General features: G+C 69.2%; 13 protein-coding genes. All 13 read left to right on the top strand.

All coding sequences use genetic code 11. The features are described 5' to 3' along the window. Nucleotides 1–10 precede the first annotated feature (10 nt). The 13 genes from murG (at nucleotide 11) to RVF83_RS21265 (ending at nucleotide 15,631) form a co-directional block, all read left to right on the top strand. Complete coding sequence (murG, locus tag RVF83_RS21325) at nucleotides 11–1,273, top strand: undecaprenyldiphospho-muramoylpentapeptide beta-N-acetylglucosaminyltransferase (protein WP_239582369.1); 1,263 nt, start codon at nucleotides 11–13, stop codon at nucleotides 1,271–1,273. Nucleotides 1,274–1,329: 56 nt separating this feature from the next. Further along, nucleotides 1,330–2,940: a UDP-N-acetylmuramate--L-alanine ligase gene (gene murC, locus RVF83_RS21320; RefSeq protein ID WP_005198813.1), complete on the top strand. Its 1,611-nt coding sequence runs from the start codon at nucleotides 1,330–1,332 to the stop codon at nucleotides 2,938–2,940. Continuing rightward, nucleotides 2,937–3,638, top strand: a complete 702-nt coding sequence (locus RVF83_RS21315; RefSeq protein WP_005198815.1) for a cell division protein FtsQ/DivIB — start codon at nucleotides 2,937–2,939, stop codon at nucleotides 3,636–3,638. Before murC ends, RVF83_RS21315 begins: the two co-directional genes overlap by 4 nt. A 294-nt stretch (nucleotides 3,639–3,932) precedes the next feature. Continuing rightward, nucleotides 3,933–5,108 (top strand): cell division protein FtsZ, encoded by a 1,176-nt coding sequence (gene ftsZ / locus RVF83_RS21310; protein ID WP_005198817.1) that lies wholly within the window; start codon nucleotides 3,933–3,935, stop codon nucleotides 5,106–5,108. A 5-nt stretch (nucleotides 5,109–5,113) separates the two neighbouring features. Beyond that, nucleotides 5,114–5,839, top strand: a complete 726-nt coding sequence (gene pgeF, locus RVF83_RS21305) for a peptidoglycan editing factor PgeF (RefSeq protein ID WP_005198819.1) — start codon at nucleotides 5,114–5,116, stop codon at nucleotides 5,837–5,839. A 26-nt stretch (nucleotides 5,840–5,865) separates the two neighbouring features. Continuing rightward, nucleotides 5,866–6,630 carry a YggS family pyridoxal phosphate-dependent enzyme gene (locus RVF83_RS21300; protein WP_005198821.1) on the top strand — a complete coding sequence of 255 codons (765 nt, stop codon included), beginning with the start codon at nucleotides 5,866–5,868 and terminating at the stop codon, nucleotides 6,628–6,630. A gap of 122 nt (nucleotides 6,631–6,752) precedes the next feature. Beyond that, on the top strand, nucleotides 6,753–7,466 hold the full coding sequence (locus RVF83_RS21295) for a cell division protein SepF (RefSeq protein ID WP_005198823.1): 714 nt from the start codon (nucleotides 6,753–6,755) through the stop codon (nucleotides 7,464–7,466). A 56-nt stretch (nucleotides 7,467–7,522) separates the two neighbouring features. Continuing rightward, nucleotides 7,523–7,864: a YggT family protein gene (locus tag RVF83_RS21290; RefSeq protein WP_005198826.1), complete on the top strand. Its 342-nt coding sequence runs from the start codon at nucleotides 7,523–7,525 to the stop codon at nucleotides 7,862–7,864. Nucleotides 7,865–8,164: 300 nt separating this feature from the next. Next, nucleotides 8,165–8,974, top strand: coding sequence for a DivIVA domain-containing protein (locus RVF83_RS21285; protein WP_005198831.1), 810 nt, complete (start codon nucleotides 8,165–8,167; stop codon nucleotides 8,972–8,974). Between the two features lie 34 nt (nucleotides 8,975–9,008). After that, nucleotides 9,009–9,878 carry a hypothetical protein gene (locus RVF83_RS21280; protein WP_005198832.1) on the top strand — a complete coding sequence of 290 codons (870 nt, stop codon included), beginning with the start codon at nucleotides 9,009–9,011 and terminating at the stop codon, nucleotides 9,876–9,878. A gap of 322 nt (nucleotides 9,879–10,200) precedes the next feature. Then, entirely contained in the window at nucleotides 10,201–13,404 is a 3,204-nt protein-coding gene (gene ileS / locus RVF83_RS21275; protein WP_005198833.1) for an isoleucine--tRNA ligase, read from the top strand. 86 nt (nucleotides 13,405–13,490) lie between these two features. Continuing rightward, nucleotides 13,491–14,693 carry an NAD(P)/FAD-dependent oxidoreductase gene (locus RVF83_RS21270; protein ID WP_005198834.1) on the top strand — a complete coding sequence of 401 codons (1,203 nt, stop codon included), beginning with the start codon at nucleotides 13,491–13,493 and terminating at the stop codon, nucleotides 14,691–14,693. Nucleotides 14,694–14,722: 29 nt separating this feature from the next. Further along, complete coding sequence (locus tag RVF83_RS21265) at nucleotides 14,723–15,631, top strand: RNA polymerase sigma-70 factor (RefSeq protein WP_005198835.1); 909 nt, start codon at nucleotides 14,723–14,725, stop codon at nucleotides 15,629–15,631. Nucleotides 15,632–15,663 lie beyond the last annotated feature (32 nt).

Genomic DNA, 15,663 nt, shown 5'->3' with positions numbered 1-15,663 from the left:
GCGACAGGCGATGCCGCTGCGTGGGACAGACGTGCACAGGGCTGGAGATGGAGTGACAGAGCCGGTGAGTTCGGGTGCAGCACAATCTGATACAACCGGGGGCCCGGTCGGGCGGCCGTTGTCGGTGGTCGTCGCGGGCGGCGGGACCGCCGGACACATCGAACCCGCGCTCGCCGTGGCCGACGCGATCACCCGCATCGACCCGACGGCCCGCGTCACCGCACTCGGGACCAGCCGCGGCCTCGAGGTCGACCTGGTGCCCGAACGCGGATACGACCTCCGGCTGATCCCGCCGGTCCCGCTGCCGCGCAAACCCGGGATGGCCCTCGCCAAGACCCCCGGACGCCTGGTGTCCTCGGTCGCGGCCACCCGCAAGGTACTCGCCGACGTGGACGCCGACGTCGTCGTCGGCTTCGGCGGGTACGTGTCGGTGCCGGCCTACCTCGCCGCGCAGATGCATTTACGCGGGCGCAACCGCCTCCCGATCGTCATCCACGAGGCGAATGCCTCGGCCGGTATAGCCAACAAGGTGGGCGCCCGGTTCGCCGACCGCGTCCTGGCCGCTGTCGACGGCTCCGGACTCGACGCGACCGTCGTCGGCATGCCGGTCCGCGGTGTCCTCACCGAACTGGACCGGCCCGCTCTGCGGGCCAAGGCGCGCCACTACTTCGGTCTCGACGAGGAGGCCCCGACCCTGCTCGTCTTCGGTGGTTCCCAGGGCGCGCAACGCATCAATGCCGCGGTTTCGGGTGCGGCCGAAGCCCTCGCGAAGGCGGGCATCGGTGTCCTGCACGCCTACGGGCCCAAGAACTCGATCGACCCGGTGATCGTCGAGGGCGCCCCGCCGTACCGGGGCGTCGGCTACCTCAAGCGGATGGACCTCGCCTACGCCGCCGCCGATCTGGTGATGTGCCGGTCCGGCGCGATGACCGTCGCCGAGGTGTCGGCCACCGGTCTGCCCGCCGTCTACGTCCCGCTGCCGCACGGCAACGGCGAACAGCGCCTCAACGCGCTGCCGGTCGTCGAGGCCGGCGGCGGACTCATCGTCGAGGACTCGGCGGTCAGCGCGGAGTGGGTGGCGCGTGAGGTCCCGGCCCTCCTGCAGGACACCGAGCGGCTGCAGAAGATGTCCGCGGCCGCCGCGGGCACGGGCCACCGCGACGCCGCCGCAGCCGTCGCCGACGCCGCCCTCGAACTGGCTCGTGGGTTCCGAGCGGGCCGGGGCCCGTCCCGCAAGGCGTTTCGTTCCCGCCGATCGGCCGGCGAACGGTGACAATTGGACGGGACAGGGCCGGCGAGACGACCGGAGAAGGCGTGGGAGGTGACGGCATGAGCGAGGGGACGACTGTGGGAACCGGAGGACTGCCACCGCAGCTGGCCCGCGTGCACATGGTCGGCATCGGCGGAGCCGGCATGTCCGGGCTCGCGCGCATCCTGCTCGCCCGCGGCGGTCAGGTCTCCGGATCGGACGCCAAGAACAGCCGGGGCATCCTCGAACTCCGCACCCGTGGCGCACGAGTCCAGGTCGGGCACGATCCGTCGGCGCTCGACCAGATCCCGGGCGGCCCGTCGGTGGTGGTCACCACCCACGCCGCCATCCCCAAGACCAATCCCGAGCTGGTGGCCGCCCGCTCGCGGGGCATCCCGATCCTGCTGCGCCCGCGCGTGCTCGCCCAGCTCATGAAGGGCGACCGGACCCTGTTGCTGGCCGGGACGCACGGCAAGACCTCGACCACTTCGATGGCCGTTGTCGCACTCCAGCACGCCGGCAGCGACCCGTCGTTCGCGATCGGCGGCGAGCTCAACGAGTCGGGGACCAACGCACATCACGGCGGCGACCCGGTCTTCGTGGCCGAGGCCGACGAGAGCGACGGCTCGCTGCTCGAGTACACGCCCGACATCGTCGCCGTCACCAACATCGACGCCGACCATCTCGACTTCTTCGGGTCGATCGAGGCCTACGTCGAGGTGTTCGACAAGTTCACCGAACGCATCCGGACCGGCGGCACCCTCGTGGTCTGCCTCGACGATCCCGGATCGGCGGCACTCGCCGGACGCGTTCGCGGCGATCTCGCCGAGCGCGGGGTGGCGGTCCTCGGCTACGGTCGCGGCACTCATGCGGGCCTCGCGCCCGGCGTGCCCAACGTGGCGACCCTGCTGTCGTGGGAACCGCGAGCCGCCGGGGGAGCGGCACGGGTCCGTTTCACCGCGCCGGTGACCGGTCCCGCCGACGAGAACGGCACGGTCGTCGATCGCGAACTCGTCCTCCCGCTGCCGGGAGAACACATGGCGCTCAACGCGATCGCCGCGGTGATCGGTGCCGTGCGCGTCAACGGCGCGGGGACCACCGACGCCGCGGGGGCCCTCGACGGGATCCTGGCGGGCATCGGGGCGTTCGGCGGGGTCCATCGTCGGTTCGAGTTCCGCGGACGCCGGGGCGGCGTCGAGGTCATCGACGACTACGCCCACCATCCCACCGAGGTGCGCTCGGTGCTGTCCGCGGCGCAGTCCATGATGGCCGCGCGGGTCGGCCCCGGCGCGCCACGCGGTCGTGTCATCGCGGTCTTCCAGCCCCACCTGTACTCGCGCACGGTCGAGTTCGCCGACGAGTTCGCCGCCGCTCTCGACCTCGCCGACACCGTGGTCGTCGCCGACGTCTACGGCGCCCGCGAGGCACCGATCCCGGGTGTCAGCGGCCGGACCATCGCCGACAAGCTGACCCGCCCGTCGGTGTTCGCGCCGGATCTGTCGCGGCTGGCCGGGCAGGTCGCCGGCCTGGCCCGGCCAGGGGACGTCGTGCTGACCCTGGGCGCGGGCGACATCACCATGCAGGGTCCCGAGATCCTGGCCGCACTGGGTGCGGACACCGGGACCGACGACGCGACGCCGGCGACCGGTGAGGGCCCCGGCGACGGGGGCCTCACAGGACGGGTCTCGTGATCCGCTGGCCGACCCGCCGCCGGTCCCGCCTGATCCTCGGCACCCTGATGGTCGTCGCCGCGGGGGTCGGACTGGTTCTGATCGCCTACCTCACCCCGCTGATGGCCGTGCGCAGCACCGACATCCGCGACAACGGTTCGGTTCCGGCCGACGAGATCCTGCGCGTCGCGGCCGTCCCGCCGGGGACACCTCTCCTCCAGGTGGATACCCGCGCCGTCGCGCAGCGGGTCGCCGGTATCCCGTCCCTCGAATCCGTCCGCGTCCAGCGGTCCTACCCGTCGACGCTGACCATCACCGTCGTCGAGCGGGTGCCGGTGGTGATCGTGACGAGCGGGGACGAGGTCCATGTCCTCGACCGGTCCGGGGTGTCCTTCCTCCACTACGTCCGCGCCCAGGGCGTGCCGCCGGAGGTGCTCAAGCTCCCCGTCCTCGAGACCCCGAACCCGGGCCCGGCCGACCCCACCACCCGGGAGGCGATCACTGCGGTCGCCGGACTGCCGGAATCGCTGGCGCGACAGGTCATCCGGGTGTCGGCGAGCTCTCCGGTCGACATCGAGTTCATCCTCACCGAGAATCGCCGGGTCATCTGGGGCGACAGCGATCGGGGTGCGGAGAAGGCGCGAACCCTCACGTATCTGTTGAGCCGGGACGCCAAGATGTACAACGTCTCGAGCCCCGAGTTCCCGGCCTACAAGTGATCGTGGCGACCGCCGGCCGGCCGCACGCGCCGGGAACGGCGTCAGATTCGTTGAAGATCTGGGAAATTCACCGAATTTCGGGTGCGACTTCCCGACACGCCGGGCGCTGTTGTGGATACCGGGGCCCGGGATGCCTAGCGTCATCTCCACAACGAACTACTTGACATAACTCTAAATCTATGGTTCAGGTTTAGGGTTTTGCCAGCACTTAGCCGCTGAGACCTCAGCACCGGAACGCGCTGAGAGATCAGCAACGGAACATCGAGCACGACCCATTACGAGGAAGGCGAGCGCATGACGCCACCGCACAACTACCTGGCCGTCATCAAGGTCGTCGGCATCGGCGGCGGCGGCGTGAATGCCGTCAACCGCATGATCGAGCAGGGGCTCAAGGGAGTCGAGTTCATCGCGATCAACACCGACGCGCAGGCCCTGCTGATGAGCGACGCCGACGTCAAGCTCGATGTCGGTCGCGACTCCACCCGTGGCCTGGGTGCCGGTGCCGACCCCGAGGTCGGCCGCCGTGCCGCCGAGGACGCCCGCGACGAGATCGAGGAACTCCTCAAGGGCGCCGACATGGTCTTCGTGACCGCGGGCGAGGGCGGCGGCACCGGCACCGGTGGCGCACCGGTCGTCGCGCAGATCGCCCGCAAGCTCGGCGCTCTCACCGTCGGTGTGGTCACCCGCCCGTTCTCCTTCGAGGGCAAGCGTCGCGGCGGACAGGCCGAAGCGGGCATCACCGCGCTGCGGGAGTCCTGCGACACCCTCATCGTGATCCCCAACGACCGCCTGCTCCAGCTCGGCGACGCTCAGGTGAGCCTCATGGACGCCTTCCGCAGCGCCGACGAGGTCCTCCTCAACGGTGTCCAGGGCATCACCGACCTCATCACCACCCCGGGTCTGATCAACGTCGACTTCGCCGACGTCAAGGGCGTCATGAGCGACGCGGGCAGCGCGCTCATGGGCATCGGTTCGGCCCGTGGTGAGGACCGCGCCAAGAAGGCGGCCGAGTCGGCGATCAACTCGCCGCTGCTCGAGGCTTCGATGGAAGGCGCTCGGGGTGTACTGATCTCGATCGCCGGCGGCAGCGACCTCGGCCTCTTCGAGATCCACAACGCGGCCACCCAGGTCCAGGAGGCGGCCCACGAGGACGCCAACATCATCTTCGGCACCGTGATCGACGACAACCTCGGCGACGAGGTCCGCGTGACCGTCATCGCCGCCGGTTTCGACGGTGGCACCCCGAAGAAGCGCTCGGATGTGCCCGCCGCTGCCGCCGGCCGTTCGGCCGTCGGACAGGGGCAGGCCGGCGCGGTGTCGGCGCCGCCGAAGAGCGATCCGCTGTTCGGTGACATCCCCAAGGGGTCGGGTGATCCCTTCGGTGGTGAGCGTGAACCGGAGCCCCCGCGTCGCAACACCGTGCACCTCGACGACGACGACGTCGACGTGCCGTCCTTCATGAAGCGCTGACCCGCATGCGGGTACGTCGTGTGGTCACCACGCGTGCCGGCGGCGTCTCGGTGGCACCGTATGACTCGTTCAACCTCGGTGACCATGTCGGAGACGACCCGGAGGCGGTGTCCGCCAACAGGAATCGTCTGGCCGAGCAGATCGGGTTGCCCGCGTCGTCGGTCGTCTGGATGGAACAGATCCACAGCCGCAGCGTGACGGTCGTCGACGGTCCGGTCACCGAACCGGTCCCGGCGACCGATGCGCTGGTGACGACCACGCCGGGACTCGCGCTCGCCGTGCTGTCGGCCGACTGTGTTCCGGTGCTCCTCAGCGACGACGAGGCCGGCGTGATCGCCGGTGTCCACGCCGGGCGCGTCGGGGCACGGATCGGCATCGTGCGCGCGACGCTGAAGGTGATGGTCGAACTCGGTGCGCGCATCGAGTCGATCGGTGCGTTCCTCGGCCCGGCCGCCTCCGGCGAACAGTACGAGGTGCCCCCGGCGATGCAGGCCGACGTCGAGAAGCATCTGCCCGGGAGCGCGAGCCGCACCAAGAAGGGCACGACGGGCCTCGACCTGCGTGCAGGTCTGCGCCGTCAGCTCCTCGAGGCCGGGGTCGCCGGCGTCGCCGTCGACCCGCGCTGCACGATCTCGGACCTGAGTCTCTTCAGCCATCGGCGCGGCGCACCGACCGGCCGCCTGGCATCGGTGATCTGGATGGACGACGAGAGTGCGCCGGACGGCGAGTAGACCCCCGGTGCTCCACGCGGAGAATGATGGGGGACATGAGCGACTCTCTCGATGACGCACGCACCGCCGAGCTGTCCGAGCGACTCGAAGCCGTACGCGGGCGGCTCGACGCCGCCATCGCGGCTGCGGGCCGCCCCGCCGGGTCGTGCGCACTCCTGGTCGTCACCAAGTACTTTCCGGCCGACGACGTCCGCCGGTTGCTGAACCTGGGCGTCCGGTCGTTCGGGGAATCCCGCGAACCCGAGGCCGGTCGCAAGGTCGCCGCGGTTCTCGCCGACTGGGCACCCGAGGATTCCACCGACGTGCCCGTGTTCGACATGATCGGGACCGTCCAGTCGAAGAAGGCCCGTTCCGTCGCGCGGTGGGCGCGTGCGGTGCATTCGGTGGACCGCCCGAAGGTGGTCGACGCGCTGGGCCGGGCCGCGCGAGCCGCGCTCGACGAGGGGGAGCGGACCGAACGCCTCGGGGTTCTGCTCCAGGTGAGTCTCGACGGGGACCCGCAACGCGGCGGCGTCGTCGAGGCGGATCTCCCCGCACTCGCCGAACAGGTGTCGGCCGAGGACGCACTGCAGCTGCGCGGGCTCATGGTCATCGCCCCGCTCACCGGCGAGCGGACGCACTGGATGGACGAATCCGCCCGCGTTCACAACGCTTTTCGGGATCAGTACGCCGACGCCGTCGAACTGTCCGCAGGCATGTCCGGTGACATGGAAGAGGCGGTTGCAGCCGGCTCGACATGCGTGCGTGTCGGAACCGCGATCATGGGCGATCGGCCGCTACTCTCTCAGTAATCACATTGGTAACAACAGAACCAAGTGACACAACAAGCGCAGATATCTCAGCAAGCACAATGACATCAGATGCACCACCCGGCACGGCTGCACACCGGCGTCGCACGACAGAGAGGCCGACTATGACCACGATGCAGAAGTTCAAGGCTTACTTCGGCATGGTGCCGCCCAGTGAGTACGAGGACGACTACCTCGAAGACGGCTCTGCGCTGCGTGCCCCGTCGCGTGAGCGCGTCTACCGTGACGACTACTACGGTGACGGCTCCTACGACCCCGGTTACGAGCCCTCCCTGCGCGACCCCGGCTTCCGCGAGGCCGGCTACCGCGACGAGATGGCCTACGACGACCGTCATTTCGACGGCGGATACGAACTCGCCGGCGACTTCGCCCCCGAGTTCGCCTACGCCGGACCGCGTCCGGCTCCCGAGGCCCCCATGCGCTCCGCTGCGCGCCTCGAACCGCTCCAGCGTTCGTCGAGTGCCGCCCTGCGTGCCGCGTCGTCGCGACCGGCGGGCCCCGAACATCGCGAGCTCGAGCGCGTCTTCGCCGACGGCCCGCTGCAGAAGATCACCACCCTGCGTCCCTCCGACTACAGCGAGGCCCGCACCATCGGTGAGCGCTTCCGCGACGGCAACCCGGTCATCATGGACCTCGTCGACATGACCAACGACGACGCCAAGCGACTCGTCGACTTCGCCGCGGGCCTGGCGTTCGCCCTACGCGGTTCCTTCGACAAGGTCGCCACCAAGGTCTTTCTGCTGTCGCCGGCCGACGTCGACGTGTCGCCCGAGGACCGCCGCAAGATCGCCGAGACCGGCTTCTACAACCACTCCTGATGCAGGTGGGCACCCTCGGTTCGCACCGAATGGTGCTCTTCAGGCAATCTTGACGCGTGGCTGCGATTTTGTTGGGTGTCCTCTATTACATCCTGTTGGTCTTCTGGTTGCTTCTCCTCGGCCGGCTCGTCGTCGAGCTGGTGCGGACGTTCGCCCGCGAGTGGCGGCCCACCGGGGTGGCGGTCGTGATCATCGAGACGGTCTTCACGCTGACCGATCCGCCGATCAAGGCGTTGCGCCGGGTCCTCCCGCCGATCCCGCTCGGTCCGATCCGCCTGGATCTGTCGCTGATGATCGTCATGCTCGTCGTCATCATCGCCATGAATGTCGTGAACGGTCTCCGCGCCGACGCGGTCGCCGATTCGCTGGCCACCGCACTGGTTCTCACCCGCTCCTGATTCGCCGACGCGTCGTCCGCCGGGTCCCCGGAGACCCGGGTACCTTGGGGTACGGCGATGGACTACCGTTGGTTGTCGTCTTCGGTGCCCTGCCCGTTCGGACGCGTTTCGATCGGGCTGAGCATCAAACAGTGCGACCTACGGTTCGCATGTGACAGGATTGGTCGCCAGTTACAGTTTTTGACTGGTATGAATAGTTAGTGACAACCTGTATTGGTCGAACGACTCACGTCGCGCGATCCGGGTTGGACGGCCCGCCAACTGAACACAAGCTTCACCACAGACACGAGGGGAACCGACATGCGGCTGACTCCAGCTGATGTGCACAACGTCGCGTTCAGCAAACCGCCTATCGGTAAGCGCGGCTACAACGAGGACGAGGTCGATCAGTTCCTCGATTTCGTCGAGGCCGAGCTCGCCCGGCTGATCGAAGAGAACACCGACCTCAAGCAGCGCGTCGAGGAACTCGAGGGTGAGGTCGCCGACGCCCGGTCGGGTGCCGGCGCAGCCCCCGCCGAGGAGCGGACCCAGATGTTCGCCAAGCCGCCGGTCCAGGAGCAGCCCGCTCCCGTCCAGCAGCCCGCGCCCACCAACGACGACGCCAACGTTCGTGCCGCCCGCGTTCTCGCACTCGCACAGGACACCGCGGACCGTCTGACCGGCAGTGCCCGCGCCGACGCCGACGCGATGCTGGCCGATGCGCAGACCCGCGCCGACACGATGGTCTCCGAGGCCCAGAGCAAGTCCGACGCCATGCTCGCCGACGCGCGCCAGCGCTCGGAGGCCATTCTGGCCGACGCCCAGACGCGTTCCGAGGCGCAGCTGCGTCAGGCGCAGGAGCGCGCGGACGCACTCCAGAGCGACGCCGAGCGCAAGCACAGCGAGATCATGGGCACCATCAACCAGCAGCGTGGTGTGCTCGAGGGCCGGATCGAACAGCTCAAGACGTTCGAGCGTGAGTACCGCACCCGTCTGAAGACCTACCTGGAGTCGCAGCTCGAGGAGCTGCAGCAGCGGGGCAGCGCCGCACCGGTCGAGGGCGGTCGTCCCGATCAGTCGTTCTCGAACGACCCGGGCAGCGGCGGTTTCAGCAGCTACTCGCCGAGCTGACCTCCGCGCCGGACATGCACCCTAGGCTGGTGATGTGCTGACCTTGGCCCTGGGCGCGACCCTCATCGGGTTCGTGCTGCTCATCCTCGGTCTCATCACCGGGACCGTGTGGCTGGCCGTTGCCTGCATCGTCATCTGTCTCCTCGGGCTGGCCTTCCTGCTCGTCGACGTGTTCTCGGGACGTAACCGGGACTCCGCTCGATCGCTGGAGGACATGGTCCCCGGAGCCGGACGCGACGAGGTCGACACCGACAGCGACGACGCCGGTTTCGCCGGGGGCCGAAGCGATGCCGACGAGTCCCGGACACGCCGGCATCCGACGGCGATGCCGTCGGCGCGGGACTCCGACACCGGTGAGGCGACGGTCGCTTATGAGCAGCCCTCCTTCGAACCCGGTATGGGCGCACCGTCGGGGCCGACGCCATCTCGGCCCGTGGTGCCCGAGAGTCGCCCGGCGCACGAGCGTCGTGAGGGCAACCTCGAGGACTACCTGCGGTCGGTCGGCGAGCCGGTCGGCCAGCCGAACTCCGGTCCGACGCCCGTTCCCGGTCCGGCACCGTCCGGCCGGGGTGCACCGGGGCAGCCGCCTCGTGCCCCGTATCAGGCGCCGGGTCAGCAGTCTCCCGGCGGTCAGCCGTCGCGTCCCGACCCGTCACCGCTGCCGCAGTACGGGAACCCGCCGTCGGGTCCCCAGCAGCAGTACGGGCAACCGCCCTCCGGGCAGCGGGCGTCCGGGCAGCGTCCGGCGTGGCCTCAGGGTCAGGACTCCGCGCGACCCGATCCCGCCCAGTCGGGTGAGCGACCGCAGGGGGAGCAGCCCGAGCCCCCGGAACCGCGACCCGGCCGGCGTCGTGCGGCGGATTTCGATCCGCTCGACCCGAACTGGCGTCCACCGCTCGACTGACTCCTCTTTTGTGACCACGCACCGCCCGGACGGCGATACCGATTCGCCTGTCCGGGCGGTGCGTCGTTACACTGGTTGACGCGTCGATCCGGCCATCACCGGGGAGCACCCGGAAGAACAGAGCCGTCGCCCGAACCAGGGCAGCGCTCCCAGTAGAACCGGGCGGGCGTGGCCCGTCACAGCCACGGGACCGTACGGGTAGACCCGCGCGATCCGATGAGTGGCGCCGGAATGCGGGCGCAAGCGGGGTGGTACCGCGCAGACCTTACGGTGTGCGTCCCCGTGCCGAGGAGAGACATCACCAGGCACGAGGAGACGAGCCGTGACCGACACGAACGAGACGGGCGCGAACGCGACCGGACGTGTGTACCCCAAGGTCGACATGACGGGTGGGACAGGGCGCAGCGCCCCCGATTTCCCGTCCGTGGAGCAGAACGTCCTGCAGTACTGGGATGCCGACTCGACGTTCGCCGCGTCCATCGAGAACCGCGCCGACGCCGAGGAGTTCGTCTTCTACGACGGACCGCCCTTCGCCAACGGTCTCCCGCACTACGGCCATCTCCTGACCGGTTACGTCAAGGATGTGGTACCCCGGTACCAGACCATGCGCGGCAAGAAGGTCGATCGCCGATTCGGTTGGGACACACACGGTCTGCCCGCCGAACTCGAGGCCGAACGCCAGCTCGGGATCACCGACAAGTCGGAGATCGAGAAGATGGGCATGGAGAAGTTCAACGAGTACTGCCGTGACTCGGTTCTCCGCTACACCGGTGAGTGGCGCGACTACGTGACCCGCCAGGCGCGCTGGGTGGACTTCGACAACGACTACAAGACACTCGACCTCGACTTCATGGAGTCGGTCATGTGGGCGTTCAAGGCCCTTTACGACAAGGGTCTGATCTACCAGGGCTACCGCGTGCTGCCCTACAGCTGGTACGAGCAGACGCCGCTGAGCAATCAGGAGTCCAAGCTCGACGACGCCTACCGCATGCGCCAGGACCCGGCGGTGACCGTGCGGATGCCGCTGTCGGTGCCGGATGGGCCGCTGGCCTCGCTCGACGGTGTCAACGCGCTGATCTGGACCACCACGCCCTGGACCCTGCCGTCCAACCTCGCGATCGCGGTCAACCCCGAGGTCACCTACGTGCACGTCAAGGCCGCCGACGGTCAGCAGTACCTGCTGGCCGAGGCGCTGCTGGGCGCGTACGCCAAGGAGATCGCCGACCCCGAGGTCGTCGGCACCCACCTGGGCAAGGACCTCGAGAACCTCTCCTACACACCGCCGTTCGAATTCTTCGTCGGACACCCCAACGCCCACCGCGTGCTGCTCGGCGACTACGTCACCACCGAGAGCGGCACCGGCGTCGTGCACCTCGCGCCGGCCTTCGGTGAAGAGGACATGGACCTCGCGACCGCCAACGGCATCGAGGTCGTGCAGCCGCTCGATCCGGGTGGCCGCTTCACCTCGCAGGTTCCGCCGTACGAGGGCCAGATGGTCTTCGACGCCAACCCGGTGATCATCAAGGACCTCAAGGCGGCCGGCCGCATCCTGCGCCACGAGACCATCGAGCACTCCTACCCGCACTCGTGGCGGTCGGGACAGCCGCTGATCTACATGGCGGTGCCGTCGTGGTTCGTCGCCGTCACCCAGTTCCGCGACCGCATGGTGGAACTGAACAAGCAGATCACCTGGGTGCCCGAACACATCCGCGACGGCCAGTTCGGCAAGTGGCTCGAGGGTGCGCGCGACTGGAACATCAGCCGCAACCGCTACTGGGGCGCGCCGATCCCGGTGTGGATCTCCGACGACCCGGAGCACCCGCGCATCGACGTCTACGGTTCGCTCGACGAACTCGAGCGCGACTTCGGCGTGCGCCCGGACAACCTGCACCGGCCGTTCATCGACGATCTCACCCGACCGAACCCGGATGACCCGACCGGGCGGTCGACGATGCGCCGCGTGCCCGAGGTCCTCGACTGCTGGTTCGAGTCGGGCTCGATGCCCTATGCGCAGGTGCACTACCCGTTCGAGAACCGCGACTGGTTCGACGGCGGGGACTCGGCCTCGGCGGTGGCGCACAACCCGGGCGACTTCATCGTCGAATACAACGGTCAGACTCGCGGCTGGTTCTACACCATGCACGTGCTGGCGACCGCGCTGTTCGATCGGCCCGCGTTCAAGACCGTTGCCGCACACGGCATCGTGCTGGGTGACGACGGCCAGAAGATGTCCAAGTCCAAGCGCAACTACCCGGACGTCAACGAGGTCTTCGACCGCGACGGCTCCGACGCGATGCGCTGGTTCCTGATGGCCTCGCCGATCCTGCGCGGAGGCAACCTCGTCGTCACCGAGCGCGGCATCCGCGAGGGTGTCCGTCAGGCGCTGCTGCCGTTGTGGAACGCCTACAGCTTCCTGCAGCTCTACGCAGATCGCCCGGCGACCTGGCGGACCGACTCGCAGAACGTCCTCGACCGCTACATCCTGGCCAAGCTCGCCACCACGCGCGAGGTGATGACCGAGGCGCTCGACACCTACGACATCGCCGGTGCGTGTGACGCGTTCCGTGAGTTCGTCGAGTCGCTGACCAACTGGTACGTGCGCCGTTCGCGGGCACGGTTCTGGGCCGGCCAGGAGACGGACACCGACGCCTTCGACACCCTCTACACCGTGCTCGAGGTGGCCTCGCGGCTCGCGTCGCCGCTGCTGCCGCTGGCGACCGAGGCGATCTGGCGCGGACTCACCGGTGGCCGTTCGGTGCACCTGACCGACTGGCCGACCGCCGACGAGCTCCCCGCCGACGCCGATCTGGTCGCGGCGATGGACGAGGTCCAGGCGGTCTGCTCGGTCGCGTCGAGCGTGCGCAAGGCCAACAAGCTGCGCGTCCGCCTGCCGCTGCCCGGTCTGACCGTGGCCTCGCCGACCGCGGCCGCACTCGAGCCGTACGTCGACCTGGTCAAGGACGAGATGAACGTCAAGTCCGTCTCGCTCGCCACCGACGCCAGCGAGTACGGCCGCTACGAGATCGCGGTCAACGCCCGCGCCGCGGGCCCGCGCCTGGGCAAGGATGTCCAGCGCGCGATCAAGGCCGTGAAGTCCGGCAACTGGTCGGTGGAGACGAACGCCGAGGGCGCGGAGGTCGTCGTCGCCGATGGCATCGAGCTCCACGACGGCGAGTACAGCCGCAAGCTGGTGGCGGTCGAACCGGACTCCACCGCCGAGCTGCCCGGTGGCAAGGGTCTCGTCGTGCTCGACACGGCGGTGACCCCCGAGCTCGAGGCCGAGGGCTGGGCCAAGGACCGCGTGCGCGAACTGCAGGATGCGCGCCGCAACCTCGATCTGGACGTCTCCGACCGCATCACGGTGCGCCTCGTCGTCCCGGCCGAGCGTCTCGAGTGGGCACAGACCCACGCCGACCTGGTCGCCGGAGAGGTCCTCGCCGTGGAGTTCGACGTCACCGCCGACGGTGCGCCGGGAGCCATCGAGCTCGGCGACGGCGTCACCGCCGATGTCGCGAAGGTCGGCTGACCGGCTATTTCGCGCTGACTGTCACGTTTCTGCCGCCGTCGGTGTCTCGAGGATGACCACCTCGAACACCGACGGAAGGCAGAACGATGAGCACCACCGACACCACGCAGGAGATCCAGACAGTCGAGCGGACGCACGTGGTCGTCCTGGGCGCCGGCTATGCGGGGGCGATGGCGGCCAACCGGCTGCGGCGCAACCCCGCCGTCGACGTCACGGTCGTGAACCCGCAACCGTTCTTCGTGCAGCGAATCCGGTTGCACCAGTTCATCGCACGGACGGGTGAGCCGCAGGCCGCATTCGACGACGTGCTCGGCGACGGCATCGACGTCGTCGTCGACACCGCCGTCCGGATCGACGCCCGCGCCCGGCGGGTACATCTGGCATCGGGGAAGCACGTCGACTACGACTACCTGATCTATGCCATCGGCAGCCGCCATCACCTCCCGGACCTCCCGGGCGCGGCCGACCACGCCCTGTCGGCCTCGGACTGGGCTGCGGCACAGCACCTCCGGGAACGCATCGACGCCCTGGACGCCGGTGCGCCGGTGGTCGTCGTCGGCGGCGGCCTCACCGGGGTCGAGCTCGCCGGTGAACTCGCCGAACGCGGCTTCGCGGTGACGCTGGCCGGTGGCGGTGCCGTCGCTCCGTCGGTGGGTGAACGCGGCCGTCGGGCCACCATCCGGCAAATCGGCCGACTCGGCGTCGACGTGCTCGACAACGCTCGGGTCATCGCGGTCGAGACCTCGCGGGTCATCCTCGAGACCGAGGGTCGCGAACAGTATTTGCCCAGCGCGGCAACGGTCTTCGCCACCGGTTTCCAGGCCCCGGAGCTCGCCGCGGACAGTGGGTTGACCACCGACGGGATCGGCCGTCTGCAGACCGATGAGAGCCTGACGAGCGTCGACGACGATCGGATTCTCGGCGCCGGGGACGCGGTCGCAGTCCAGGGGATCACTCTGCGGATGAGCTGCCAGGCGGCTCAGCCGCTGGGGGCCCAGGCTGCCGAGGCCGTGCTCGCCCGGATCGCCGGTGACCGGCCGATCCCCGTGGACCAGGCCTTCGTCGCACAGTGCACGAGCATCGGGCGCCACGCGGCCACCCTGCAGTTCACCCGGCGCGACGACTCGCCCGCGCGAGCGGTGGTGACGGGCCGTCTCGCAGCTCTGGCCAAGGAAGCGGTGTGCCGCGGTACCGTGTGGAACATCCGCCGCGAGGGCGCGCACCCGGGCGCATTCAGCTGGTTGCGCGGTCGCGAGGTGACCGCCGAGCGTGAGCCGGTTCTGCAGTGACCGGCTCGCCGACGAGAGGCAGGGTTCCGGTGAACGGCAGGCACTCGGAGAACGACCGGCGGGCAGCTCGTTTCGCCGAGTTGCGGCCGCTGCTGTTCACCGTCGCCTACGAGATGGTCGGGACCGCGGCCGACGCCGAAGACGTGCTGCAGGACAGTTACCTGCGGTGGGCGGAGGTCGACGACACCGAGATCGCCGACACCAAGGCGTATCTGGCGAAGATCGTCACCCGGCAGGCACTCAACGTGCTGAGGTCGCGGTCGCGGCGACGCGAGGAGTACGTCGGACCGTGGCTGCCGGAGCCGATCCTGACCGACGAGCGGGATCTCGCCGACGACGTGGTGCTCGCCGAGGCGGTGTCGACGGCGATGCTGATCGTGCTGGAGTCGTTGAGCCCGAACGAGCGTGCGGTGTTCGTGCTGCGCGAGGTGTTCGGCTTCTCCTACGACGAGGTCGGCGACATGCTCGCCAAGCCGGCGGCCACGGTCCGTCAGATCGGGCACCGCGCCCGGAACCACGTCGAGGCGCGTCGTCCACGGTTCGACCCGGTGGATTCCGAACGCGCGGTCGCGGTGGTCGACGCGTTCCTCTCGGCTGCACAGTCCGGTGACGTCGAGGGCCTGCTGACCATGCTCGCCCCCGATGTCGAGTTCACCGCCGACAGCGACGGCAAGGTCATGGCGGTGAAGCACCCTATCCACGGCGCTCTGGCCGTGGCCCGGTTGCTGACCGGCTTCGCCCGGCTCGGCCGCGACATGGATTACCGACTCGAACCGGCGGTCTTCAACAACCAGTCCGGCGTGGCGATCTACATCGACGACCGGCTCGAGGGCACGTTCACCCTCCACATCGTCGACGGCGTCATCGAGCAGATCTACGCCATGCGCAACCCGGACAAGCTGACCGGCCTGGAGGAACCGCGCACCGTCGCGCGGTGAACTCCCGCGCCCCGGTGGCGACCTGAATTCCT

The organism is Gordonia rubripertincta, from assembly GCF_038024875.1.
Classification (GTDB): domain Bacteria; phylum Actinomycetota; class Actinomycetes; order Mycobacteriales; family Mycobacteriaceae; genus Gordonia; species Gordonia rubripertincta.
Note: the sequence above shows the minus strand (reverse complement) of the source record. Positions and strands in the feature narration are given on the sequence as shown.

Coding starts and splice junctions, on each gene's coding strand:
- pgeF (WP_005198819.1), top strand. CDS start 5,114: ATGCGGGTACGTCGTGTGGTCACCACGCGTGCCGGCGGCGTCTCGGTG.
- murG (WP_239582369.1), top strand. CDS start 11: ATGCCGCTGCGTGGGACAGACGTGCACAGGGCTGGAGATGGAGTGACA.
- RVF83_RS21300 (WP_005198821.1), top strand. CDS start 5,866: ATGGGGGACATGAGCGACTCTCTCGATGACGCACGCACCGCCGAGCTG.
- RVF83_RS21285 (WP_005198831.1), top strand. CDS start 8,165: ATGCGGCTGACTCCAGCTGATGTGCACAACGTCGCGTTCAGCAAACCG.
- murC (WP_005198813.1), top strand. CDS start 1,330: ATGAGCGAGGGGACGACTGTGGGAACCGGAGGACTGCCACCGCAGCTG.
- RVF83_RS21295 (WP_005198823.1), top strand. CDS start 6,753: ATGACCACGATGCAGAAGTTCAAGGCTTACTTCGGCATGGTGCCGCCC.
- RVF83_RS21270 (WP_005198834.1), top strand. CDS start 13,491: ATGAGCACCACCGACACCACGCAGGAGATCCAGACAGTCGAGCGGACG.
- ftsZ (WP_005198817.1), top strand. CDS start 3,933: ATGACGCCACCGCACAACTACCTGGCCGTCATCAAGGTCGTCGGCATC.